The organism is Rosettibacter sp. KY25 (assembly GCF_057554405.1).
The window spans coordinates 1-23,944 of record NZ_BAAJAO010000008.1; the positions used below are offsets into that span (position 1 = coordinate 1).

Annotated in this window: 18 protein-coding genes; 5 read left to right on the forward strand and 13 right to left on the reverse strand. The window is 30.8% G+C overall.

The features are described 5' to 3' along the window. Positions 1-289 precede the first annotated feature (289 nt). The 8 genes from cas2 to AC27L2_RS06425 all read right to left on the reverse strand — a co-directional run bounded on the left by cas2 (position 290) and on the right by AC27L2_RS06425 (position 13,772). Positions 290-619, reverse strand: coding sequence for a CRISPR-associated endonuclease Cas2 (gene cas2 / locus AC27L2_RS06390; RefSeq protein WP_487210879.1), 330 nt, complete (start codon positions 617-619; stop codon positions 290-292). 41 nt (positions 620-660) lie between these two features. Next, positions 661-1,647 (reverse strand): type II CRISPR-associated endonuclease Cas1, encoded by a 987-nt coding sequence (gene cas1 / locus AC27L2_RS06395; RefSeq protein ID WP_487210880.1) that lies wholly within the window; start codon positions 1,645-1,647, stop codon positions 661-663. Positions 1,648-1,653: 6 nt separating this feature from the next. Next, a complete protein-coding gene (gene cas9, locus AC27L2_RS06400) occupies positions 1,654-6,792 on the reverse strand; it encodes a type II CRISPR RNA-guided endonuclease Cas9 (protein WP_487210881.1) in 5,139 nt (1,712 codons plus the stop codon). A gap of 148 nt (positions 6,793-6,940) precedes the next feature. Continuing rightward, positions 6,941-8,155 carry a radical SAM protein gene (locus AC27L2_RS06405; protein WP_487210882.1) on the reverse strand — a complete coding sequence of 405 codons (1,215 nt, stop codon included), beginning with the start codon at positions 8,153-8,155 and terminating at the stop codon, positions 6,941-6,943. Between the two features lie 302 nt (positions 8,156-8,457). After that, positions 8,458-10,320 (reverse strand): pre-peptidase C-terminal domain-containing protein, encoded by a 1,863-nt coding sequence (locus AC27L2_RS06410; RefSeq protein ID WP_487210883.1) that lies wholly within the window; start codon positions 10,318-10,320, stop codon positions 8,458-8,460. A 241-nt stretch (positions 10,321-10,561) separates the two neighbouring features. Then, positions 10,562-11,689 (reverse strand): ABC transporter permease, encoded by a 1,128-nt coding sequence (locus AC27L2_RS06415; RefSeq protein WP_487210884.1) that lies wholly within the window; start codon positions 11,687-11,689, stop codon positions 10,562-10,564. A gap of 6 nt (positions 11,690-11,695) precedes the next feature. Next, a complete protein-coding gene (locus AC27L2_RS06420) occupies positions 11,696-12,847 on the reverse strand; it encodes an ABC transporter permease (protein ID WP_487210885.1) in 1,152 nt (383 codons plus the stop codon). Further along, positions 12,828-13,772 (reverse strand): ABC transporter ATP-binding protein, encoded by a 945-nt coding sequence (locus AC27L2_RS06425; protein ID WP_487210886.1) that lies wholly within the window; start codon positions 13,770-13,772, stop codon positions 12,828-12,830. Before AC27L2_RS06425 ends, AC27L2_RS06420 begins: the two co-directional genes overlap by 20 nt. Positions 13,773-13,870: 98 nt before the next feature. Between AC27L2_RS06425 and AC27L2_RS06430 the strand changes: the two genes are divergently transcribed. Continuing rightward, positions 13,871-14,536 (forward strand): thrombospondin type 3 repeat-containing protein, encoded by a 666-nt coding sequence (locus AC27L2_RS06430; protein ID WP_487210887.1) that lies wholly within the window; start codon positions 13,871-13,873, stop codon positions 14,534-14,536. An 8-nt stretch (positions 14,537-14,544) separates the two neighbouring features. Then, on the forward strand, positions 14,545-15,648 hold the full coding sequence (locus AC27L2_RS06435; RefSeq protein WP_487210889.1) for a hypothetical protein: 1,104 nt from the start codon (positions 14,545-14,547) through the stop codon (positions 15,646-15,648). Here the strand turns inward: AC27L2_RS06435 and AC27L2_RS06440 are convergent, their stop codons facing one another. Next, positions 15,649-16,359, reverse strand: coding sequence for a DUF6901 family protein (locus AC27L2_RS06440; RefSeq protein WP_487210890.1), 711 nt, complete (start codon positions 16,357-16,359; stop codon positions 15,649-15,651). Positions 16,360-16,527: 168 nt separating this feature from the next. Here AC27L2_RS06440 and AC27L2_RS06445 point away from each other — a divergent pair, with 168 nt between their 5' ends. The 3 genes from AC27L2_RS06445 to AC27L2_RS06455 are packed head-to-tail and all read left to right on the forward strand — an operon-like array spanning position 16,528 to position 19,962. Continuing rightward, the gene (locus AC27L2_RS06445; RefSeq protein ID WP_487210891.1) at positions 16,528-17,505 is read left to right on the forward strand and encodes a sugar phosphate nucleotidyltransferase; all 978 of its coding nucleotides are present in this window, start codon (positions 16,528-16,530) and stop codon (positions 17,503-17,505) included. 18 nt (positions 17,506-17,523) lie between these two features. Further along, positions 17,524-18,669, forward strand: a complete 1,146-nt coding sequence (gene metK, locus AC27L2_RS06450; RefSeq protein WP_487210892.1) for a methionine adenosyltransferase — start codon at positions 17,524-17,526, stop codon at positions 18,667-18,669. Between the two features lie 15 nt (positions 18,670-18,684). Beyond that, on the forward strand, positions 18,685-19,962 hold the full coding sequence (locus AC27L2_RS06455; protein WP_487210893.1) for an adenosylhomocysteinase: 1,278 nt from the start codon (positions 18,685-18,687) through the stop codon (positions 19,960-19,962). Positions 19,963-20,014: 52 nt separating this feature from the next. Here the strand turns inward: AC27L2_RS06455 and AC27L2_RS06460 are convergent, their stop codons facing one another. The 4 genes from AC27L2_RS06460 to amrS all read right to left on the reverse strand — a co-directional run bounded on the left by AC27L2_RS06460 (position 20,015) and on the right by amrS (position 23,864). Beyond that, positions 20,015-20,455, reverse strand: coding sequence for a response regulator (locus AC27L2_RS06460; RefSeq protein WP_487210894.1), 441 nt, complete (start codon positions 20,453-20,455; stop codon positions 20,015-20,017). After that, entirely contained in the window at positions 20,443-21,504 is a 1,062-nt protein-coding gene (locus AC27L2_RS06465) for a sensor histidine kinase (RefSeq protein ID WP_487210895.1), read from the reverse strand. Before AC27L2_RS06465 ends, AC27L2_RS06460 begins: the two co-directional genes overlap by 13 nt. A 692-nt stretch (positions 21,505-22,196) precedes the next feature. Beyond that, the gene (locus tag AC27L2_RS06470; protein WP_487210896.1) at positions 22,197-22,703 is read right to left on the reverse strand and encodes a hypothetical protein; all 507 of its coding nucleotides are present in this window, start codon (positions 22,701-22,703) and stop codon (positions 22,197-22,199) included. Between the two features lie 129 nt (positions 22,704-22,832). Beyond that, positions 22,833-23,864 carry an AmmeMemoRadiSam system radical SAM enzyme gene (gene amrS / locus AC27L2_RS06475; protein WP_487210897.1) on the reverse strand — a complete coding sequence of 344 codons (1,032 nt, stop codon included), beginning with the start codon at positions 23,862-23,864 and terminating at the stop codon, positions 22,833-22,835. Positions 23,865-23,944: the final 80 nt, after the last annotated feature.

A 23,944-nucleotide genomic window follows, 5' to 3' on the forward strand; every position in this document is an offset into this window, starting at 1 on the left:
TTCTTTGACATATTGTAACCAAGTCTTGTTTTTATAACAATCATTACGTACAAGTTGTGATTTGCTTTCAAATTTTTTCTTTGACATATTGTAACCAAGAATCTCAAACATGTCGTCTTACTGCAATCTGTTGTGATTTGCTTTCAAATTTTTTCTTTGACATATTGTAACCAAGGTAGGTAAAATTAACTCATTGATATCAAATGAGTTACGGGAATTTTAGAAACAAAAAATTCCCGATTTGTAATCTTTGTGTTTCTCCCTCTCTTAAATAAATAGAGAGGGAGAATTAAAACAATTCTAATTGATGAGGTTCCACGAAACCGCTTTCTTTCTTCTTACCGTAAAATATTTCCATCATACTAAATTGCTTGTCTGTAATTTTAAGTATTCCGACATGACCTTTTTCAGGCAATATGCGTTTTACTCTTTCAACATGAACATTCATGTTTTCCCTGCTTGAACAATGCCGAATATAAATAGAAAATTGAAACATTGTAAAGCCATCCTTCATTAATTCCTTTCTGAATTTTGCATATACCTTTTTCTCCTTAGCAGTTTCTGTGGGCAAATCGAAGAAAACTAATATCCACATAATTCTGTACTCACTAAATCTCATAATTCACAGCTTTATTTCTCTAATAAATTTTAGTAAAAAAATTATGGGAGTTCAGGATAAAGAATTTTTCTTGCTTCTCGTGTAAAACATTTTACTAAAGATGCAGAAGTTCTTTGAGTTGCAACCAATAACGGACTTCTCTTTCCTTCTAATATCACATCTACAGTTGAAATTTCTAATAACTGTTTTTTGATTGAGGTATTTAGTTCATAAAAATCTTCACCATTTGAAACATTTGAATAAACAATTTTATCAACAAAAGGTCTGTAAGGCTCCATTATATCATCCGCAAGACAATACGCATTATACTTATTAGAATGATGTATTCCAAGAACAGGTAATAGTCCCGACCCAACAAGCGACCTTGCTACAATCGCTCGTAAAATTGCATAACCATAGTTAAAAAGATTATTGGGAGGGTCGCCATATCTATCACGAATAAAATTCGGAATCATCGGGAAAAAGTTTTTCCAGTAATAAGCTGCAGATCTTCCTTCAAAATTATCTGGGTCGCCTGAACGAACTTTTCTTGCCCATAGAATCATATTATTAATATTAACTTTTCTATTCCTTAATAATGCTGCCTGGTTTCTAATTTTTGCAGAAACAGTCTGAGCCCACAAATACTTTCTCAAAGGTAATGATGATTCTAATTGTGCCTTTAATATTTGAGATTGTTCATTATTTGCTGTCAAAGGTAAAAACAAACCACAAGGCATATGTGATTTATTACATGTTATTACAGCTACATTATTTTCTAATAAAGAATCAATCAATCCATGTGTTAAAGTTATTTGGTGATTATCCAAAACAATTATCCCTATGTCTTCTATAGGAATAGAATTTAATGCTTCTTTGTAAATATTTTCTCTTTTTTCCAGCCAGTTATTATTGTTTTTTTCTTTTACTGGCAATTTGCTTTCATCATTTAATTTATTGTTTTCTTCATTAACATATTTGATTATTAATTGTTCGTTTTTCTTTGATAAATATGCCGGATTACTAAAATATAATGTTCTTTTAATCATAATTATTTAATATACTTTTTCGATGAATCCCAGACGATTGATTTTTATTTTAACACAATAATTTTTTATTGGATATTTTTTTTCAATATCATCAATACTGTATTCACTTTTGTTCTGACTCTCAAACTCACCAATTTTATTTTCTTGTTTATAAGGTAAAATTACATCTGCAATATTGTATTTCAGAAAATAACAAGATTTACCTGTAAAGCTTTTAACCTGATATATTCTTTCTAATTTTTCTTTTGATAAATTTTTTAATATTTCACGAAATATTATTCCTTTCTTTTTATGCGCTTCAATTTCATCTGCCGTCGGCATATAAACCAAATCTCCTGGAGAAAGAACAATTCTTTTATAGCCTTCTTTATTCGGGGCTATTTCATCTATTTTATTTCTTTTTTCTATGGCTTTTAACGCAGAAATTGATGGTGTGGGTTTTAAGAATTCTCTTTCTTTTGTTTCTAAATTTTCATACATAATGAAATAAACATTGGCTCCTTTATCAGTTTCATAAAATGCCCCTTTAAATAAATTTTCTTCTTTAACTTCTCCATCTAATCTTGATATAGATTTAATTGGTTTACCGATTTTTTCAATTGCTTTTTCATTAAGTTTATTTAAACCTTCAGCACTAAAAGCTTCTTTAGGGTTATTATTATATTCAAGAATATGTTCTAATAATATTCGATTAACAGGACTGTTCTTTTTATTATTATCTAACTCAAATCCATCTTCCAGCAGTTGATTTTCTATTTCAGGATATTTACTTATCAAATCTTTTTCAAGTACAAAGTAAGGGAAATCTTCTTTCATTTTTTGAAGATTTAGTCCATTAGTGTATTCTTTGTTTTCCAATGACATTCTTTTTGTTTTGTATAATGTAAATACTGCAACTGGTATTTCTTTGTAAGTGATTCCATCTAAAAGATAAACAGTACTTGTTTTTTTATTACCGTTGTCGTCTGTTCCTGTAATATTATTTTTTAGTGAAATGCTCTTTATCCATTTCCTGATTTCATTTTTCCTGCTATCAAAATTATCAGTAGTCAACCCAAGCTGTTCTACTACTGACTCAAGATATTTTCGAGCATAATCATCATAAATATAAGGGGTAGTCTTTTTACTCAATTTGTCATTTTTTACTTCATTCCATTTTACTTGAATTTTTAAGGCTTGTTCAATATTAACTTGTTTGACTTCTTTTAACCAAATTGTTCCTAATGGTTCTTTAAATAAATTTCTTCTAACGGCTAACCATCTGCCATTTCCATTTTTTTCTTGTTTCGTATATTCTTTTTTTATTTTATTATTTTCAATAATCCACTTTTTATATTTATTAAAAGGTTTAGTAATAACAGGTTTCGATTCTTTGTAAGATATGCTGCATGATAAAATTGATTCTTTTACCTCTTTAACAAAAGAGGGCCAGGGTAATTTGAAATCTCTTATTTTTTCTTTGCAAAGAGTTAATTTATAACGCCTTATATCTTCATCAGAATCTGCTGCTGAAAGAGTATTAAAAAATCGAATATGTTCTCTTGTGGTTGCTGCAACAATAATGGCATCTAATGCATGATGTCGATAGTCTAATCTTTTTAGTCCTTTTTTCTCTAAGTTTTCATTAATAGACAAATCAAAATGATACTTATTTGGTTCCTGTTTATCCTGATAAATAAATTTTTTGTTGATGATTTTTTCTAACCGCTCAAAGCGCGGTCTAAGTATATCTTTCCATACTTCATTTAAGCACCAATTATTCTTAAGTTCATTAGTAATAGAACCTATTGTAAAAATAATATTATTATGATTGGTTAATACTGGTCTAAGCAGTTCATTTAGTTTCCTTCCGATATAACGAGTATCATTAATTTGTCTTTCAACAAAATCATCTGGGACTTCCATAGATAAAAGATTTTTCCTTTTAGCACGATTATCGCGAAATACATCATCAACAAAAGATTTGTATTCATCATAAGAAAATAATTCAATCTTTTTCCCTTCATATTCACATATACCGTTACTCCTTTGAATAAAATTGGCAGCAAGTTCATTATCCTTAGCTTTATTTACTGCTCTTTCCACTACTACAAGATTATTCATTGAATCGTTTTTAAGTTTTGAACGAGGAATAATATGGTCAATTTCATATTCATTACCATCGAATAATCTGCTCAAAGGAATTATTTTACCAGTATATGGTGAACGACAATTTTGAGTCAACCATAGGATATATTTTTTTATTTGTACTTCTGTTGGAATAGTATTTTTATCAATTATCTTATTTATTTCTTTTTCTAATTCATACAATTCTTTATTGTATTTAACTTGATTTTTCCACAATCTAAATCTCTCAATATCTCTTTGATTTGCTGGATTAGGTTTAATAGTAAATCTCTCATTAATTGTGGTGATTATTTTATTATTGTTAGAATCGATATTTTCAATTGGCTGTTCAAAAACATCGTAGTTTAATAATTCATTCAATAACTTTTTAATTCTTTGTTTTTCTTTAAAATTATCATTTTGTTCATCACTTATTTTCTTTCTTTCTATTGCATTATGCTTTAGTTCTCTTGCTAATTCAATATGTATTTCATCTATATTTCCGAATTCTTTCCACACATCTTTTACTAATAAACAGGTTTCTCTCACTACAGACTCAACCACCGGATTTCTTAAACTGCCAGGCTTTAATAATTTTTGAATAATTTTTTGGTATTCTTCGGGTGAAGATGCCTTTTCTATTTCCTGCTCAGAATGCTTTCCATATAATAAATATGCTGCTTGATATGTATTTAACCCTTTGATAAATTCTTCCTGTCCTTTTCTATTTAGAAAACTTTTTAATATTTGCTGTGGAACTTCGTCATCAGAAATTTCATTTATTTTGTCTTGATTATAGTTTATTTCTTCTAATCTAATTCTTGTCGTTTCTGCTATATCCATAGCTTTTTGAAATGAATTAATAATTCGCTCTATTTCTCTTTTTGTTTTCTTTGTAACTCCATTCTTAATTTTTTCTTCATACTCTTTTATAATATCCTGAGGATGTTTCCAAAATTTTCCTGTCCGCATAAAAACTAATAATTTACGAATGGCAAGTGCAGAAAAAGACCCGTATTTTTTATTAAGAGGTTCCAATTTAGATATTGCTTCTGCAATTAATTTTGCGGTAGGAAATTCCAATTTGAAAAAATTCCATGTTTTTACATTTTTTTCTTTTTCTGATTTCCACCCAAGAGCACTTAGAATACCTTTCATAGTTTTTTCTTGATTTCCTGAATCATGGGAATAATCCGCATGCCATAGCCTGAACAACAATTCTGGATTTTCCAATATATAACTCCCATCAAAATTAATTTCTTTGAAAACTTTATAATATCTGTATTTAGTTTGATTACCCTCTAACTTTTCTCTATTTCTAAAAAGATTTATTCGATGTGAATTATCTTCATTTCTGGAGGAAATTTTAATTGGACTATTATCCCATTGCGAGTTTATTACCTGAAGAATTTCTTTTTCGCTTATATCTGCTTTATTATCAAAAAGTTCAAGTAACTTTTCTTTGACAGAATCATTTATATAAAGCTTAGTTTCATCTATGTCCAGATATTTTTTGCCATTTATTTCTGCTTCTTTTCTGATTAGTTTAATATTATGAATGTACTGCCATATTCTAAATTCTTGAAACAGCGGAGAAGAAATCGGGATACATTTCAATCCATAAATTTCACCATCTTTTCCTTTTCTTTTTTCATAACGGCATTCACCTATTAAACTTTTTTGTGATTTCAAATCTCTTTGATAATAAATAATATCGTTGAAGATTATATGAAATAAATCATTATTTAAAAATTCTTTCAGTTTTGGTCCATTAAACTTTGATTGTGTTGGATAAAATTTTTCTGCCAGTTTTTTTAGTAATTCTTTGTCGTTATTTATATTTCTTAATTCATTATTTAACTCACATTGTTTTTTCCATATAGCTTTTAACTCTTCTTTATAACGCGATCTATAAACTGCATATTGACGTATCTTAAAGTTTTTGTTTGATTTATAAGCTTTCACCAATTCATCAAAAAAATATTCACCAGGATATTTATCAGCCATTTTGTTATCCAATTCAACAGTGCTAAGCTGCCAGTCATCTTTATCCAGTTTTTGAGATGTGTTCTGTTTAAATCCTCCCTTATTAATTTTTTGTGTAACAAGAAGAGTAAATTCTTTTCCTTCCCAATCTGGTTTTTCTTTCCTTTCTTCGATATAAGGTTTTACTCGAATGTCTTCCAAAAATATTTTGAACTTCTTTTTTTCATTATTATTATCACCAATAATCTCTTTAATCTTTTTAACTTTTGTTATAGAAACAAATTTTGTTTCATAAGAATCATTAATCCCTTCCTTAACCTTAAATATAACATCGTCATCTGTTACCTGTATGTCAATCATTTTTCTAAACTCATCATATCTTACAACTTGAGTATTGTTTTCTTTTAAATCTTTTCTGCTGGATTCAAACCCTCTTCTCTGGTTAAATAAATACAAAACTCTGATAAGCTCCTTGTATGTTAATTTTTCTGAAAGTGCTTTTTTGCGCAAGTAATAAACAACCCAATCTTCCGGCAGCAGTTTAATTGCTTCGTTTTTCTTTTTACCTCCGCTATTTCTTCTGTATTTAATTTCTTCAATAATTTCATCTATAGAATTATCATCATATCCAAATTGTCTATAAAACTCTTTATAACTTTCATCAGAAATATCTATATAATCACTAATTCTAAAATTAAATTTCCCATTCATCGAGATAATCTCTTTGATTCTTTTGGGATTATCTAAGGGGAAATCATCGGGTAACCATTCTAAAATTTTAAAGAGTTGAATTAGCTTTGTCCTTCTTAATTTATATCTGTGTTTTAATCTTCTGCTAGCTCTTTTAATTCTTCTTGCTGCTGCCTTTGTTTCTGCTTTTTCACCCGACTCATATTTTTGAAGGTAATCTTCTTCAATTGGAACAATACGACTCGTACACCATATTATTTTTCCTACTTTTGAATAATCCGTAAAGTCTTTTGGTAATTCTAATAATGATGCCCCAATTGAGTTTGTTCCAATATCAAGGCCAAGAACTTTTTTTAGTTCCATTTAATTCCCTTTGAATATTGAGTTAAAAAAACTTTTTACTTATAATTGTATCGAAGCAAATCACAATAAGGATGATTCCGTAGTGAGGATTTGCCTCAACAAGTATGCCTCGCACTAAGCGGGGCTTTTTATTATATTTTTATTACTTTTAAATTTTCTTCGGCACCGACCTCAAAAATGTTCCAAACATCTTTTGTTCCTCTAACCGGCATGACCAAACAAGGTCATCATTCCAAACTGTTATATCAGGACATCCATCGCACATGCTTTGTCTTCCATCCTGCATAAAATCAACCGGCTGAATGAACATGATTGTTTGCATGTGTGCTTTCTTAAAAATTCTAAATGGATTCTTTAACATATTTGCTGCTGCTTTTCTTAATCCTTTATCAAAGGGCCACAAAAGCAGCATTGCAGCTCTTCCCATTTTTGTTGTCTTTGGTGATGCATAAGAAAGGTATGTCCCTTTGAAAAAGTGGTGTGCAATCATTACAAGTTCCAAAAATTTTGGACCTGCATAACCATAGATTTTTTTCTTAGTTCCGATTCTTTCTGTTAACAGCCACTTAAAAGAATCAACTTTTTCTGTTCCATTTAAATATGCACATGGGGTAAAATCTGGATAATATTCTCTCACAACTTTTAAAACATCAGTAGAAAGTATATCAACTTTTCTATCTGTATCCGAATGATAGGAAATACTCTGCCAGTCAATTTTTTGTCCGCCAGCATACCAATCAAATGGAAGCGAAGGAACAACATGACGAAAACAGATAAATACCATTGTGTGAACAATATCAATATTTTCAGCAGCCCATTTAATTAACTCTGGTGTATATTGTAATGTATCTTCATAAACTGTTGAATTGAAAGAGCAGGCAATTCCTCCAACATCAGCAAGCATCTTTGCATAATGATAACGAAGCTCATTTAATTCAACTTCATTTTTCCCTTTCCATTTTCCACCGCGTCCCTGCTTGCTGTCCACATGAAAAGTAAAACCAAAAACACCTGCTTTTTTTAAATCTTTTAATAAGTCTTTAGTTAATGCAGCGCCATTTGTGTTTACAATTGGTTTTAATCCTCTTTTTTTAATTTCTGCAACAATTTCAACAATTTGAGGATGTAAGAGCGGATCACCACCTGCAATTGAGATGCAATCAGAATTTCTTTTTTGTTGAAATACATCAAGTTCATGTTTAATTAAATCAAGCGGTTTGTGAGAATTTTTTTCATTTTCACGGTAACATCCGTCGCACGCAAGATTACACATTGAAGTTGGCTCAAGCCATGAAATTGCATTGTCAGGAAGTGTCCATGGTAATCGATATAATTGACGATGATTAAGAATTGAATCTGCCATAGTTCCCCTCAATTTATTTGAAAGATTGATTATTCCCCTTTGCGAAATCAATTCAATGATGGCAGAAACTAAACAATAATTTTTATCAATAAAAATGTAATAAAAAGATTAATTAATGAGAAAAATATTTCTGAAAAATTATTCATTAATACAAATGAATTAAAGACACAATGCAGCAATGCATTTATGTGTAAATTCAATTATATATTCTTTTTTTTAGAATTGAATTATTATTTGAGAAAATAAAAAAAGCCGCACGGTAAAGCGGCGGCTTGAAAAAGCAATATTATATTTATGAAGAATTACTTCATCAAAATAAATTTTTTAACCTGAGTAAAATTATTTGCTTCTAATCGATAAAAATAAACACCTGAAGAAATTCTCTTAGTTGCATTCGATAAATTTTCTGCTGAAAAGTTCACTGTATAAATACCTGCATTCTGATACTCATCAACAATTACTGCCACTTCGCTGCCAAGAATGTCGTAAACTTTTAATGTAACATGTGCATCTTCGGGAATTTCATACTTTATGGTTGTGGTTGGATTAAAAGGATTAGGATAATTTTGATACAAAGCATAATTAACAGGGATTAAATTCTTTTCTTCTTTTTTAACATCTGTTAAAGGTTGTCCAGGATATCTGCTTGATATTTTAATTGCATAACTTCCATAACCCAAATATTTCCATGCTTTTATATAATAAGTATTTGCAAGAGCATTTTTATAAGACATAATTTCCTTTGTTCCCCATTCGCCAGCTACAGAAATTTGCGTTCCATTTGCATCATATAATGCAAGATCAATTTCAAGTGTGGAATCAGAGTCGGTTCTAATATAAAGTGAATCCCAATTTGTTGACAAATTTAATTTGTAATAATCGCTTTCATCAGTTATTCCATTTGAATAATAACCAAGATGACCAGTGTAAACAATCTCTGGATTAATTAAAATTGCTTCTGCAAGATTATTATTTGGCTCATTATCATTTTCATATTTTGCTTTTATAAATTCTGCTGTAATTTTATAAGAACCATAACCGCTGTATTTCAGAGTTCGAACAAAATATTTACCTGGAGCTAAATTATTAAAATGAGTCTGTTCATTAATACCTGTGCTAATATCATAACTTGCTATTTGAGTTTTTCCATCAACATCATACAAAGATAAATCAATATCAAGAGTTTCGTTTGATAATGTTTTTACATTTAATGCTCCATCAGCTTTTACATCTACACTCCACCAATCGACTTCATCTGTATATTTATTTGAGTAATAACCCAAATGACCATAATTAAATGAATTTCCACTCAAAGGAAATACACCCAAATTCTGTGCTTTCTCATAAGAATCATTATCCTCAATATCGTTTGTGGTTATACCTTCGATGGATGTTTGAACATAAGTGCTGATAATTTTATAGCCCCCATGTTTGCTGTAGAGAGATGCTTTGATATAATATGTTCCCGGCATAAGATTATTAAAATGGGTTTCTTCAATTAAGCCTGTAGAAATATCATAAGATGCAATTGAGTTTATTCCATCAACATCGTAAATAGATAAATCAATATCAGCAGAATCTGATTCTGTTCTAATCTTTAAACTGCCATCATGTGGAATAACAACTTTCCACCAATCAACATTATCAACAACTAAAGCTTGGTAGTAACCAATATGACCTGTAGATTCTGAATTGAGATTTAAAAGCAGAGCATTTTCAAATGAATCATTTGGTTCCGAATCATTCAAATAGGGGGCTTGCGTAAATCGATTGAATATAGTATAGCTGCCGGAGCCTCTGTATCTTACAGCTTTTATAAAATATTTGCCAGCTTTTAATGCATTATGATGTGATGATTCTTTTTGTCCAACAGAAATATCATAAGAAGCTATTGATGTTGTGCCATCTATATCATAAATGTATAAATCAATATCCAAGTCATTTGTAGAATTTACTTCTACATAAAGACTTCCATCTTGAGGTAATACTACAAACCACCAATCTTCGTTGTCATAATTTTGTCCATCTGTGTAAAAAAGGTTGCCGTTATCACTTGAATTAAGCTGAAGTGGATTTGCCTGAAGATAACTATTGTTTGGTTCACCTTCTGCATTCAGCTTAATACTTAACAGCAGCAATGAGATAAAGAAAAATGTTTTTTTCATAACTTTCTCCCTGTTTTCTATTGATATATTTATTCATGTTAATAATTTTTATTTTGATACTTAACAAAGAGAAAGTTACTTGTGGATGCTGTTAAGTATTAAAAAACATTTTTAATTAACTCCATAACCAAGTTACTGAATAAAAAATAAATAAAAAATCCTAAGCTGGCATTTTGTGATATAGAATAAGAGTGATGATTCCATAACTTTCTGATTAAAAAAACCGTGGCTAGTAAAATTTTTATCCTAACTTTTTGTGGAATCTTTTCGAGCTCAAAAAGAGAATTGTTAATCCCATAAGAAAAAGAATAATCAATTCTTTCCACAATTCATAAAATCCATTGCCTTTAAGAATTACTCCTCTAATTATTATTAAAAAATATTTTAGCGGGATTATGTACGTAATAAATTGAATTATGCGAGGCATGTTTTCAATTGGGAAGACAAAGCCTGAGAAGTAAATCATTGGCAGCATTACACCAAAAACTGTTACCATCATTGCTTGTTGTTGAGTCTTAGATATTGTTGACACAAATAATCCCAAGCCAAGAGTTGTAAGTGTAAAAACTAAGGATGCCAAAAAGAATAAAAAAACATTCCCACGAATTGAAATGCCAAACCAAAAAACCATCACAGAATTTACAAGCAGAATGATTACGAAACTAATTATAATGAACGGCAATATTTTACCGAGTATCAACTGCCATGGTTTAACTGGTGTTACGATTAATTGTTCTAAGGTTCCAACTTCTTTTTCTTTAACAATTGCAAGTGAAGTTAAAAGCATTGTCATAATCATTAACAATAAAGCAGTTATAGCTGGGACCATAAATACTCTTGTTTTCAATTCTGGATTATACCAGATTCTAACTGCAGGCTGAATTGTTCTTGTAACAACAGCAATTCCTCTTTTGGCTGCAAAATCTTTAATTATGTTTTGTATAAATTCAGAAGTTATTGCTTGAACATACCCTGCGGAAATTGAGCCTTTAGTTCCATCAGAGCCATCGATTAACAATTGGATTTTTGATGTTAATCCACTGTAAATATTTTTTTCAAAATCAACAGGGATTACAATGCCGACTGTTGCTTTCCCGCTTAAAATATATTTCTCTATTTCTTTATAATCTTCTGTGTATTGTTTCAATGTAAAGTAACCGGATTGCACAAGTTTTTCTAAATATTTTTTACTCAATTGAGATTTATCCTGATTGAAAACAATCATATCAATAGTATTTACATCAAATGTTGCTGCATATCCCAAAAGCAAAGTTTGTAATACAGGAGCGATTAAAACAATTAAAAACATTTTTGGGTCGCGTTTCAACTGCTGAAGTTCTTTTTTGATAAAGTAAATCAAAGTTCTCATTATTAATCAGCTGATTTTTTTCAAATATGCTCTTGCTGCAATAGATACGCTTATAATAGAAAATAAAATCATATAAAGTAATTGCTGCCAGTAATTTTCTATTCCAGCACCTTTCAATAAAATTGCTCTAAGACATGCTATATAAAATTTTGTAGGAGTAATATTTGTAATTATTTGAATAACAACCGGCATACTTTCAATTGGGAAAATAAATCCAGACAATAATAATGATGGCAGCAACGAAATTAATGTGCCTATTTGAAAAGCAACCTGAAGTGAATCTGCAACTACGGATACAATTATACCCATTCCCAGAGATGCAGTAAGAAAAATAAGTGTGCATATCATCAACCAGAGGAAACTTCCTTTAACCACAATATCAAAAAATAAATAACCTGTCAGAAGCACTATTCCTGCATTTATAAATGCAATTATAATGTAAGGAATAATTTTCCCGAGAAGAAGTTCAATTACAGAAAGGGATGAAACATTCAGCTGTTCAATTGTTCCTTTTTCTTTTTCTCTGACAATTGAAAGAGAGATTGTAACTACTGCAACAAGAATCAATATCATTCCAATTAGACCAGGCAACAAAAATCGAGTTGAATTTAATTCGGGATTAAACCAGAATCTTGGTTCAAGCTGGATTGGAATAAATAACTTAGCTCCCATTCTTCCTAAAAACTCTGCTGTAATTTTTCTTGATAAATCTGCTGTTGCAATGTTAACATAATTCATTATTAAAGTTGCAGTGTTCCCCTGAACTCCATCAATCAAATATTGAATTTTTGCATTTCGATTAGAATTAATATCTCTCGAAAAACTTTCTGGTATAACTATTACACACTGTGCTAAATTTTCATTTAGTATTCTTTTAATCTGATTATCATTTTCAATATAGCCAACCAAGTCAAAATATTCGCTGCTTATTAGAGATTGGACATAAGATTTGCTTAGAGTTGATTTATCTAAATCATAAACTGCAATTTTTACATGACGAACATCGAAATTAATAGCATAACCAAAAACAATCAAAAGAAATATTGGAAACAAAAAAATAACACCAAGCATGCGAACATCGCGCATGAGCTGTTTGATTTCTTTTTTAGAAATTGCTTTTATTCTTAACAATCTTTCTTTAAGATGATGCTTTTTCATTTTCCTTTCTTTTTTCTAAAAGATGAATAAAAACATCTTCGAGTGTAGGAACAATCGATTTAATTCTTTTTGGTGCAATATTTTGTTTAATCAACAGTGAATTAATCTGACTTACATCTTCAAAATTATTATTTGTAATTACATGAAGATTATTTCCAAATATTGATACTTCACTTACAAAATTCTGCTTCTCAAGAATTTCAAGTGCTTCAATTGTATTGCTGCTTTCTATTTCAAAAATTGGGTTTTCGATGTAATTGGATTTAAGCTGCTTTGGATTTCCCTGTGCAATAATTTTTCCTGAATCAATTAAAATAATATCATTACAATATTCTGCTTCTTCAAGATAATGAGTTGTTACAAGAACTGTAGTTCCTTCATTAGAAAGTTCATTGATTAAATCCCAAAAGTTTCTTCTGTAAATTGGGTCAACTCCGCTTGTTGGTTCATCAAGAAAAACAATTTTAGGATTATGAATTACTGCTATTCCAAGTGCAAGTCGTTGTTTAATTCCTCCAGGCAGTGAACCTGTTAATAATTTTTCATTTCCTTTCAAGTAAGAAATCTTTAAGACCCAATTTTTCTTTTCTTTCAAAATTTTTCCGTGTAATCCGTAAATGCCTCCAAAAAATTCAATATTCTCTTCAACTGTTAAATCATTATAAAGAGAAAATCTTTGAGACATGTAACCAATATTCAATTTTACCTTATCTGGATTTTCAACAACACTAAATCCTCCCACAATTGCATCTCCGGATGTTGGCTCAAGAATTCCACACAACATTCTAATTGTTGTAGATTTTCCTGCACCATTTGCTCCAAGAAATCCAAAAATTTCTCCTTCTTTCACATTGAATGAAATATTATCAACAGCTGTAAAGGAATCAAATTTTTTGGTAAGATTTTTTACCTCGATGCTGTACATATTTTTACACTCAAAATACAATAATAAAATTAACACAATTATTTTATTTATTGAACTAATTGAAGAAAATATTGTTCTTTGTGTAAACAGGAGGGGTTATGAAAAAACTAATTACAACTACTGTTATTGCTCTATTTCTTTTTTCTATCTCTGTGACAATTTCAAGAAGTTTTCGAGTCGAAAAAATCCCAAACGGAAATAAATTTTCCTGTGCAAATTGTCATATCAGCCCTTCTGGCGGAGGACCACGCAATAGTTTTGGTAAAGCTGTAGAATCAAGAGTAACACCTGGCGGTTTTCAAGACTTCTGGGATTCAGATTTAGCTTCACTTGATTCTGATGGCGATGGATTTTCAAACGGTGTTGAACTTCAAGACCCAAATGGTACTTGGCGACCAGGACAACCAAATCCAGGTAATTCAAATCAGGTATCAAATCCTGGAGATCCAAATAGTAAACCTTCAATTACCTTAGTTGAAACAACTGATTATCCCTACCAATACAAATTATTTGATAACTATCCCAACCCCTTCAATCCAGAGACAATAATTCGTTATCAATTGCCTGTTGCAGGAAAAGTTATTCTAAAAGTTTATGATATTCTTGGAAATGAAATTGCATCACTCTTAAATGAATATAAAGAAGCCGGCAATTATGAAATAACTTTTTCTGCTGACAAATACAATCTTCAAAGCGGAGTTTATTTATACAGATTGCAATCGGGACATTTTTCAGAAACCAAAAAAATGTTATTAATAAAATAAATTTGATTATGAAACTAAGATTAATATTTATTATCTCTTTTGCATTCATTATTAATGTTGAATCACTGCCTCGTTTTGCAATCAGAATGGGAGATAAATGCAGCGATTGTCATGTTAATCCAACCGGCGGCATGATAAGAAATGAAAACGGATATTTTTTTGGAAAAGATGTTATAAGCTTAATTTCTCCTCACAATAAAAATTTTCCTACATCACAAAAAATTTCTGATAATGTTTCTTTTGGACTTGATTATCGCTCACAATTGCTTTATTCGGATGAAAAAAAGAGAGCTGATTTTCAGGATATGTCGGGTTCTGTTTATTTAAATGTAAGTGCATCTGAAAAAATTGATATTGCTGCTCGATATGATTTTCTTCAATCAATCTGGGAAGCTTTTGCAGTTGCAAAAATTTTCCCAAATAACAGCTACATAAAAGTTGGTTCTTTTATTCCATATTTTGGAATTAGAATTGACGACCATACAGCTTACACGCGCGGCGGAGATTTCGGACTTTTATTTTCAACTGGTGCTGTTCAGGGACTGATTTATAATCCATTCTACACAGAAACTGGAATTGAACTTGGAATTTATTTAAGTAATTTTTTATTTATCACATCAAGCATAGGAAAAAGTAATTTCAATTATTCTTTAACTTCCGACCCAGCATTTACCTCAAGAATTGAATTTACTCCTTCTTTTGAAAATTTCAATTTACTAATTGGAAGTTCTTTTGCTGCTGTTAAAACAAAAAACACCGGCATTACAATGAATACAAATCTTTACAGCATCTTTGGTGAAATAGGAACAAAATATTTTTCTTTAACAAGTGAATATGATATTGCAAAAAATTATTTGTCGAACAATTACAATTCTTCTGCTTTAATGATTGAAGCAGCACTTCAACTTATGGTTGGACTTGATGCAATAGTCCGTTATGATAATTTTAATCCCAATACTATTAAAAAAAATGACGAGCATTCCCGCATAATCTTAGGTGTAGAATTCTTTCCTTTCAGCTTTGTTGAGTTAAGACCACAATACAGAATTCAACTTGAAAATCCAGAGGCAAGAAATAATTCATTTGTGCTACAATTTCATTTCTGGTATTGATTAATCAAGCCATTCCTTAAAAATATCTTCAAAGTCTGTTAGGTCATTATATTCAAGACTGCTTGAAATAAATTGTGCAAAATTATCGAGTGCAACAATAGCATTAATGCTTGCATCTTTGTTTTCGAGGCTTGCTACTTTTTCAGAAAGTGTTCTGTTTATTTTCAAAATATCTTCATAAATCTTTTTCAGTTTCTTCATTTCCCAATCTGGTTCGCCTCCTCTTTGCATAATCATATACTGCACAAACAAATACATTCCAATTACTCTAAATTCAGTTTCTTCAATCGAAGCAAAAGGAAGATGAAATCTTGTAAGAGGTTTCAATTTTGCAAGAACAGGACAACCACTTGTTGGCATTATTATTCCAATTAAACTGCTTATTCCTTTTTGAACCGATGTTTCTTTGTAATATGTTCTTTCATCAACTTCAGCATAAATTTTTACTGTTTCATAAGAATTAATATCACTAAAAAATTTTATAATGTTATCAATATTAACTGCTATTGGACAATAATCTTTATGCAATGTGTTGCAAAATTCATTTGCACATTTGAATTGGTCTCTTCGTGCCCATTCAACAATTTCTTTTTGTTCGTTTGAAATTATATTTAATGTTCTTCTGTCAAGAAGTATTTCAAATTTCTTTTCTGTTCCATCATTAAATACAAATGTATATACATATTTTAAGATATTTTCTGAATGACTCATAATAAATCTCCATTTGATTTACTTATTAAAAACATTTTATGCAAGACTATCAGTTTTACTTCTTCAATATCATAAAATAATTTTAGATTTTCTATGATACATTTTTACTAATTTGATAAACGATGCCTTATTAATTAAATTGAGAATGTAAAAAAAAGGAAGTAATTATTGAGAGCAGTAATACCTGCAGCGGGATTTGGAACAAGATTAAAACCTCATACATATTCACTTCCAAAAGTTTTGTTGAATGTCGGAGGCAAACCGATTCTTGGTCATATTGTTGACAAAATTATTTCTGAAAATATTACTAAAGCTACTTTCATAATTGGTTACATGGGGGAAAAAATAATTGAATACATTAATAAAAATTACAAACAGTTAGATGCTAAATTTGTTGAGCAAGAAGAACTCCTGGGCCTTGGTCATGCAATTTATATTGCGGCTCCAACTTTTGATGATGAAGATATTTTAATAATTCTCGGTGATACAATTTTTGATGTTGATTTAAAAAATGTTCTTAAACAAAAAGTTACTTCACTCGGAGTTAAAATTGTTGACGACCCTTCAAGATTTGGTGTTGCTGTTTGTGAAAACAATCGAATTATAAAATTAATTGAGAAACCCCAGGTGCCTGTTTCTAACCTTGCACTTGTTGGACTTTATTACATCGCCAATTCAAAATTATTGAAAGATTGTTTGGACGAAATAATCAATAAAGATATAAGAACCCGCGGAGAATATCAGTTAACAGATGCATTGCAGTTAATGCTTGAACGTGGTGAAACAATTACTACATTTCCAGTAGATGGATGGTACGACTGCGGTAAACCGGAAACACTTTTGTCAACAAATCAATTTTTGCTTACAAAAAATCATTCTGCAAAAACATTTGATGATGTTGTAATCAATCAACCAGTGTTTATTTCTGATAGTGCATTAATAAAAAATTCTGTAATTGGTCCATATACAACAATATCGGAAGATTGCATTATAACCGATTCGATTATTAAAAATTCGATAATAAGTTCAGGGGCAAAAATTGATAAAGCCATGTTGGAAAATTCAATCATTGGAAGCAATGCAGTTATCAAAGGGAATTTCAAAAAATTAAATGCAGGTGATTCATCAGAAATAGAATTTTTTTAATAAATAGTTGAGGTATAAATGCCATACTTATTCACATCAGAATCAGTATCGGAAGGACATCCAGATAAAATTTGTGATGCAATTTCAGATGCAGTTTTAGATGCAGTATTAAAGCAGGACCCCGAAGGAAGAGTAGCCTGCGAAACCTTTGTAACAACTGGTTTGGTTGTAGTAGGCGGGGAAATTTCTACAAATGCTTATCTTGATATTGAACAAATTGTAAGAACCACCATTAGAAATATTGGTTACACAAAAGCAGAATATAAATTTGATGCCGAGTCCTGCGGTGTAATAAATTCAATTCATGCTCAGTCACCTGATATTGCAATGGGAGTTGATAAAGGCGGCGCAGGCGACCAGGGATTAATGTTCGGCTATGCTTGCGACCAGACTCCAGAATATATGCCAATGCCAATTATATTTGCTCATAAACTTGTCAAAAGACTTGCTGATATCAGAAAAAATTCACCCGAGGAGATGCCTTATCTCAGACCTGATGCAAAATCTCAGGTTACAATTGAATTTGATGACAACAATAATCCAATTCGTGTTGATTCAATTGTGGTTTCAACACAGCATGACCCAAATGTTACTCAAAAAAGAATTAAAGAAGATGTTATAGAAAATGTAATTAAAAAAGTAATACCCGAAAATTTTCTTGATAAGAAAACAAAATTTTTTGTAAATCCAACCGGAAGATTTGAAATTGGTGGTCCGCATGGTGACAGCGGTTTGACAGGAAGAAAAATCATAGTTGATACATATGGCGGCTGGGCTCCACACGGCGGCGGTGCATTTTCCGGAAAAGACCCTTCGAAAGTTGATAGAAGCGCAACTTATGCTGCACGTCATATTGCAAAAAATATTGTTGCTGCAGGTCTGGCTAAAGAATGTCTCGTTCAGCTTGCTTATGCAATTGGAGTTGCTCAACCAGTCTCAGTTTTCATTAATACAAAAGGAACCGGAGTTATTCCTGATATTGAACTTGCTAAAATTATCAGAAAAGAAATTGATTTAACACCACGCGGAATAATTGAAAGATTAAAACTGCGCAGACCAATTTATCATAAAACATCTGCTTATGGTCACTTCGGAAGAAATGACAAAGATTTTACATGGGAAAAATTAGACCTCGTTTCAACTTTCAAAAAAATAATTCGTTAAAGGAGTATTACTATTATGGATTTCAAAGAAGGTAAATACAAAGTTAGAGATTTAAAATTAGCAGCAGAAGGAAGAAAGAAAATTCAATGGGCAGAATCCCGCATGCCTGTTCTGATGGCTTTAAGAGAAAAATATTCTAAAACAAAACCATTAAAAGGATATAAAATTGCTGGTTGTCTTCATGTAACAAAAGAAACTGCTGTTTTAATTGAAACACTAAAGGCTGCTGGTGCACAAGTCAGCTGGAGCGGATGCAATCCACTTTCAACTCAGGATGAAATTGCTGCTGCTCTAGCAAAAAATGGAATTGAAATTTATGCATGGCACGGTCAAAATGTTAAAGAATTCTACTGGTCAATTGAACAAACTCTTAAAATGAAACCAAACTTAACTTTGGATGATGGTGCCGATTTAATTTTTACAGTTCACAATAAATATCCTGAACTTGCAAAAAATATAATTGGCGGAACAGAAGAAACTACAACTGGTGTTCATCGACTTCGAGCAATGGCAGCAGCAAAAAAATTATTATATCCAGTCATTGCAGTAAATGATGCAGAAACCAAATGGGATTTTGATAATGTTTATGGCACCGGTCAATCATCAATTGACGGCATTTTAAGAGCTACTTCTGTTCTACTTGCAGGCAAAAATTTTGTTGTAGCCGGCTATGGTCATTGCGGCCGTGGTGTGGCAATGCGCGCTGCAGGAATGGGCGCAAATGTGATTGTAACAGAAGTAAAACCAACAGCCGCTCTCAAAGCTGCTCTCGATGGCCATCGTGTTATGCCTATGGATGAAGCAGCTAAGATTGGTGACATTTTTATTACTGCAACAGGAGTTAAAGATGTTATTACATCAAGACATTTTAAGGTTATGAAAGATGGTGCAATTGTCTGCAATACAGGTCATTATGATTGCGAAATAAATATTCCTCATCTTGAACAACTTAGTAAATCAAAAAGAACTGTAAGACCAAACAATGAAGAATACATCTTAAAAGATGGAAGAAGAATTTATTTGCTTGCACAGGGAAGACTTGTAAATCTTGCAGCTGCTGAAGGTCATCCATCAGAAGTGATGGATATGTCTTTTGCAAATCAATTTATGTCTCAATTAAGATTAGTTCAATACCAACAAAAAGGAATTAAATTAGAACCAGAAGTTCTTGAAATTCCAGAAGAACAGGATCAGGAAATTGCAGAGATTAAATTGAAAACAATGGGATACAAAATAGATAAGCTTACTAAAGAACAAATTAAATATATCAACGATTATAGCGCAGGAACATAATTTTTATCTGGGAGACCAATATTTAGTTAATTTGGTCTCCCAAAAAATTTTTTTAAGCCTCCGAAAATGAAATATTTCCTAATTCTTTATTTGTAAAGGATTCATCCTTTTTATTTAATAATTTAAAAAGTGTATCGAGTAAAATTCTAATATCAGTAGGTTTACTCAGATACATATCGCAGCCTGATTCAAGCGCATTAATTCTATCTTGATGATATGCATATCCAGTGTAGCAAAGAATTGGAATATGAGCATAATCTTTATGGCTTTTTAATTCTTTTGCCAATTCCAATCCATTTTTTCTTCCGCGCAAAGCAATTTCTAAAATTATTAAATCAAATTTCTCTTTTTGTAAATGTGAATAAACCGATTCAGCAGAATCACATGCTACAACTAGAAAAAATTTGCCCAAAAATTTTTTCAAAAATTTTCGATTGTCTTCATCCCCTTCTGATATCAAAATTTTTGGTTTTTCATTTTCTAAGATTTCCATCTTAATCCCTCCTTAAAAGTAATTGTAAAAACCGAACCTCTGTTGGGCTCGCTTTTTACTTTTATTTCTGCTTTATTTATATCGAGAAAATGTTTGACTAATGCAAGACCCAGACCCGTTCCCTCATATAGTCTTGTGTATGACATGTTAGCCTGTGTAAAAGGTGTAAATAATTTTTCTAAGTAATCCTCCGAAATTCCAATTCCTGTATCAGAAACTTCTATAATTAAATTGCCATCTTTTCTATCCAGCATAACCTCAACTTTACCATATTCTGTGTATTTGATTGCATTGTCCACAAGATTTATTAATGCCTGTGTTATTGAATAATGGTCTGCGGTAATTATTGCATCATCAACTTTGCTTGTAATAATAAATTTTAATTTCTTTTCTTCAGCATGACTTTCAAACTCATTCTGAATTGTTTTTAACACAGCATTTAAGTCAACTTTTTCAAATCGTGGTTGATATTGATGAGTTTGAACCTGTGACATATTTATCAACAAATCAAAAGTGCGGTATAATCTTTTACTGTTATTTATCATAGCGAGATAGGCATGTTTTTTTTCATCATCAATATCTTTATCATTAGAAAATAAATCTGCATAACCAATAATAACATTAAGCGGCGAACGGATTTCGTGCGATATTTGAGAAAGAAAATATTCTTTTAGCCTGCGGGATTCATCAGCTTTTTCAAGAGCAATTTTTAATTCATGTTCAGTTTTCTTAAGCTCACTAATATCTCTTCCATAAACCTGGCAAACATTTAATCTGGAAATCCCAGCAATTAAAAATTGATATTGATTGCCTGCAATTGAAGATGTACAGGTAATAGTCTTATCATTTTTAATAATGTCTTCAATATTATAGTCTTTCATAAAAGTAAGAACGGTATCAATCCGTTCGCCGAGAAGCATTCTATGAGGAATAATTTGATGAGCAGAATTATTAGCCAGAACAATTTTGCCTTTATCATCAAAACGAATAATCGGGTCGGGTGCAAGTTCAGCAAACAAAGCCATAAGTTCTGTCTGCTGAAGTTTCAATCTCTCCTGTTCCTCGATATGTCTCTTATGCATAGGCACAATAACATAGCGCAAAAAGACATAGGAGACCGAAAGGACTACAACTATCAATATTAGAGAAAGTAAAACCGGATTATCCACGCTTAAGAGCGATACGGGTTTTATCTTCTCTAAAGATTGAAAAGAAGAGTCCAAAGGCGATTTGAAAGATACTTGTAATAATAAAAAATGCCGTGGCATCAGAGAAACCTAAAAGTACATTTAACATTTTAAAAACTATTGTGAATTCGTATAAAATTAGCAATGTATAAAATAAACTAAAGTAATAATTATTTACTAACCCAACAATAAATTCTTTTAAGAAATATAAAATAATTATCCAATGAAATATGATATACAAAAAATAATGTATACTGAAATTAATAAAAGAACCAAATAAAACTATTAAAGCAATTACACCTAGTATATAATATCTGTACTTTATTAAAGATTCTTTTTGTGCAATTGACAACAATAACAACAAAAAAATTATTGTATAATATGTGGGTATATAGTTATTAAGTTTTAATGATTGCAAAAACAAAGAAAGCGGATCACTCATAGCTAATATCAAAAAATAAAAAAATAACTTATTCTTTTTTTGCCTTAACGGAGGCAATAACCAAACAAAAACACTAACAAAAAACAAATATTTTGATAAAAGTATAAACATATTAGAGACATATTGGGGGACATATTAAAGAAGCTTCTAATGTATAAATACCATCACTAACCGAAAATACAGTATTCGCTCCATATGCAGCAGATGTAACTTTTTGATTTGCTTCTGCAGATGATATTCCGCGAATTTCAAAATATATAACAGGGCTTTTGCTGCTGCTTAAGAACTCTTCTACAACTTCTTTGCTGAATACAAAAGCTCGTTCCCCGTTATTTAATGCAAAATTATCGCCCAGCAAAGAAATTCTCCTAGTATCTAAAATTAATGGCAATTTGCCTTTAATTGTCAGAAGAACATATTTATCAGCTTTTGCAATTGCGGCTTTAAGCAAATCTTTTCTTATTGGAATTGAAATAACTGGATTACCGAATAATTGATTTGCTTCTTCTTTTGCAAATATTTTACCAATTTTTAAATGCTTATCTTGTGCTTCTGCTGTTGATGTAAAAATCAACGCAATCAGTAAAACTAAAAGGCAGGAACCAATTACTTTTTTCATACATACCCCCGTTTTATTATGTTTTTATTTAATCAACAAAAGAGAGGAAAAGTTTTTGTTAATATATTTATAATCACGAAAAAATACACTAAAATTTTTGCCCTTCTGTGAATTTTTTTATTGCTAGTATTACTCAAATCTTCCTTCAATCACATTGCCGCAATAAATGCATTTACCCTCTTTAATTTTATATTTCAATATTGAATGCCAATCGCGAACAATTAATTCTTTCTTGCAATTTGGACAATAAGTTGTCTGTCCATCAATATCATGAATATTTCCTGTGTAACAATACTTTATTCCTTCGTTCAAAGCTATATTTCTTGCCATTCTCAATGTTGAAGGCGGAGTTCTTTCTTTATCTCTCATTTTAAAATCTGGATGAAATGCTGTAAAATGTAAAGGAACACTATCGCCAAGATTTTTCAATATCCATTCACACATACTTTTGATTTCATCCGGGGAATCATTTTCCTGAGGAATAAGAAGAGTAGTTATTTCAAACCAAACATCAGTTTCGTGCTTAAGCCATTTTAATGTATCAAGCACAGGTTCAAGATGCGAAAAAGTTAATTTATGATAAAATGTTTCTGAAAATGCTTTGAGGTCAACATTTGCAGCATCGATGTATTGATAAACTTCTTTTCGTGCTTCTTTATCGATATATCCTGCAGTTACCATAACAGTTTTAATTCCTTCTTCTCTTGCAAGTTTAGATATATCAATTACATATTCACCAAAAATTACGGGGTCGTTGTAAGTAAATGCAATTGAAGGGACATGATATTTTTTTGCGAGAGCCACAACATCTTCGGGCGTAGCTTCGAGTGAATTTATATTATCCAATCTTGCTTTACTGATTGACCAGTTCTGGCAGAACTTGCAGCCAAGATTGCATCCCGCAGTTCCAAAACTTAAAATTTGTGTGCCCGGATAAAAATGGTTGAGAGGTTTTTTCTCAATCGGGTCAATTGCAAATCCTGTTGGTCTGCCATATCCAATTGAATATAATTTACCTCCGATATTTTGTCGTATGAAACAAAATCCTGCTTGACCTTCTCCAATAGTGCAGTAGCGGGGACACAAAGTGCAAAGGATTTTATTATTCTTAGCTGGCTGCCACCATTTTGCTAATTTTAGATTTTCAGTTTGTGCAATCATAATCAAATCCTAAACAAATTAAATCATTCATATTAACATCTAAGAACATAATTAGAAATTTATAAAGAACTCAAATTTTC

Excerpts from the sequence above, each read along its gene's own strand:
- AC27L2_RS06440 (WP_487210890.1), bottom strand. The coding sequence starts at position 16,359 with ATGAGTCATTCAGAAAATATCTTAAAATATGTATATACATTTGTATTT.
- AC27L2_RS06425 (WP_487210886.1), bottom strand. The coding sequence starts at position 13,772 with ATGTACAGCATCGAGGTAAAAAATCTTACCAAAAAATTTGATTCCTTT.
- AC27L2_RS06410 (WP_487210883.1), bottom strand. The coding sequence starts at position 10,320 with ATGAAAAAAACATTTTTCTTTATCTCATTGCTGCTGTTAAGTATTAAG.
- AC27L2_RS06430 (WP_487210887.1), top strand. The coding sequence starts at position 13,871 with ATGAAAAAACTAATTACAACTACTGTTATTGCTCTATTTCTTTTTTCT.
- metK (WP_487210892.1), top strand. The coding sequence starts at position 17,524 with ATGCCATACTTATTCACATCAGAATCAGTATCGGAAGGACATCCAGAT.
- AC27L2_RS06455 (WP_487210893.1), top strand. The coding sequence starts at position 18,685 with ATGGATTTCAAAGAAGGTAAATACAAAGTTAGAGATTTAAAATTAGCA.
- amrS (WP_487210897.1), bottom strand. The coding sequence starts at position 23,864 with ATGATTGCACAAACTGAAAATCTAAAATTAGCAAAATGGTGGCAGCCA.
- AC27L2_RS06435 (WP_487210889.1), top strand. The coding sequence starts at position 14,545 with ATGAAACTAAGATTAATATTTATTATCTCTTTTGCATTCATTATTAAT.
- cas2 (WP_487210879.1), bottom strand. The coding sequence starts at position 619 with ATGAGATTTAGTGAGTACAGAATTATGTGGATATTAGTTTTCTTCGAT.
- AC27L2_RS06415 (WP_487210884.1), bottom strand. The coding sequence starts at position 11,689 with ATGAGAACTTTGATTTACTTTATCAAAAAAGAACTTCAGCAGTTGAAA.
- AC27L2_RS06470 (WP_487210896.1), bottom strand. The coding sequence starts at position 22,703 with ATGAAAAAAGTAATTGGTTCCTGCCTTTTAGTTTTACTGATTGCGTTG.
- AC27L2_RS06420 (WP_487210885.1), bottom strand. The coding sequence starts at position 12,847 with ATGAAAAAGCATCATCTTAAAGAAAGATTGTTAAGAATAAAAGCAATT.
- cas9 (WP_487210881.1), bottom strand. The coding sequence starts at position 6,792 with ATGGAACTAAAAAAAGTTCTTGGCCTTGATATTGGAACAAACTCAATT.
- AC27L2_RS06405 (WP_487210882.1), bottom strand. The coding sequence starts at position 8,155 with ATGGCAGATTCAATTCTTAATCATCGTCAATTATATCGATTACCATGG.
- cas1 (WP_487210880.1), bottom strand. The coding sequence starts at position 1,647 with ATGATTAAAAGAACATTATATTTTAGTAATCCGGCATATTTATCAAAG.
- AC27L2_RS06460 (WP_487210894.1), bottom strand. The coding sequence starts at position 20,455 with ATGGAAATCTTAGAAAATGAAAAACCAAAAATTTTGATATCAGAAGGG.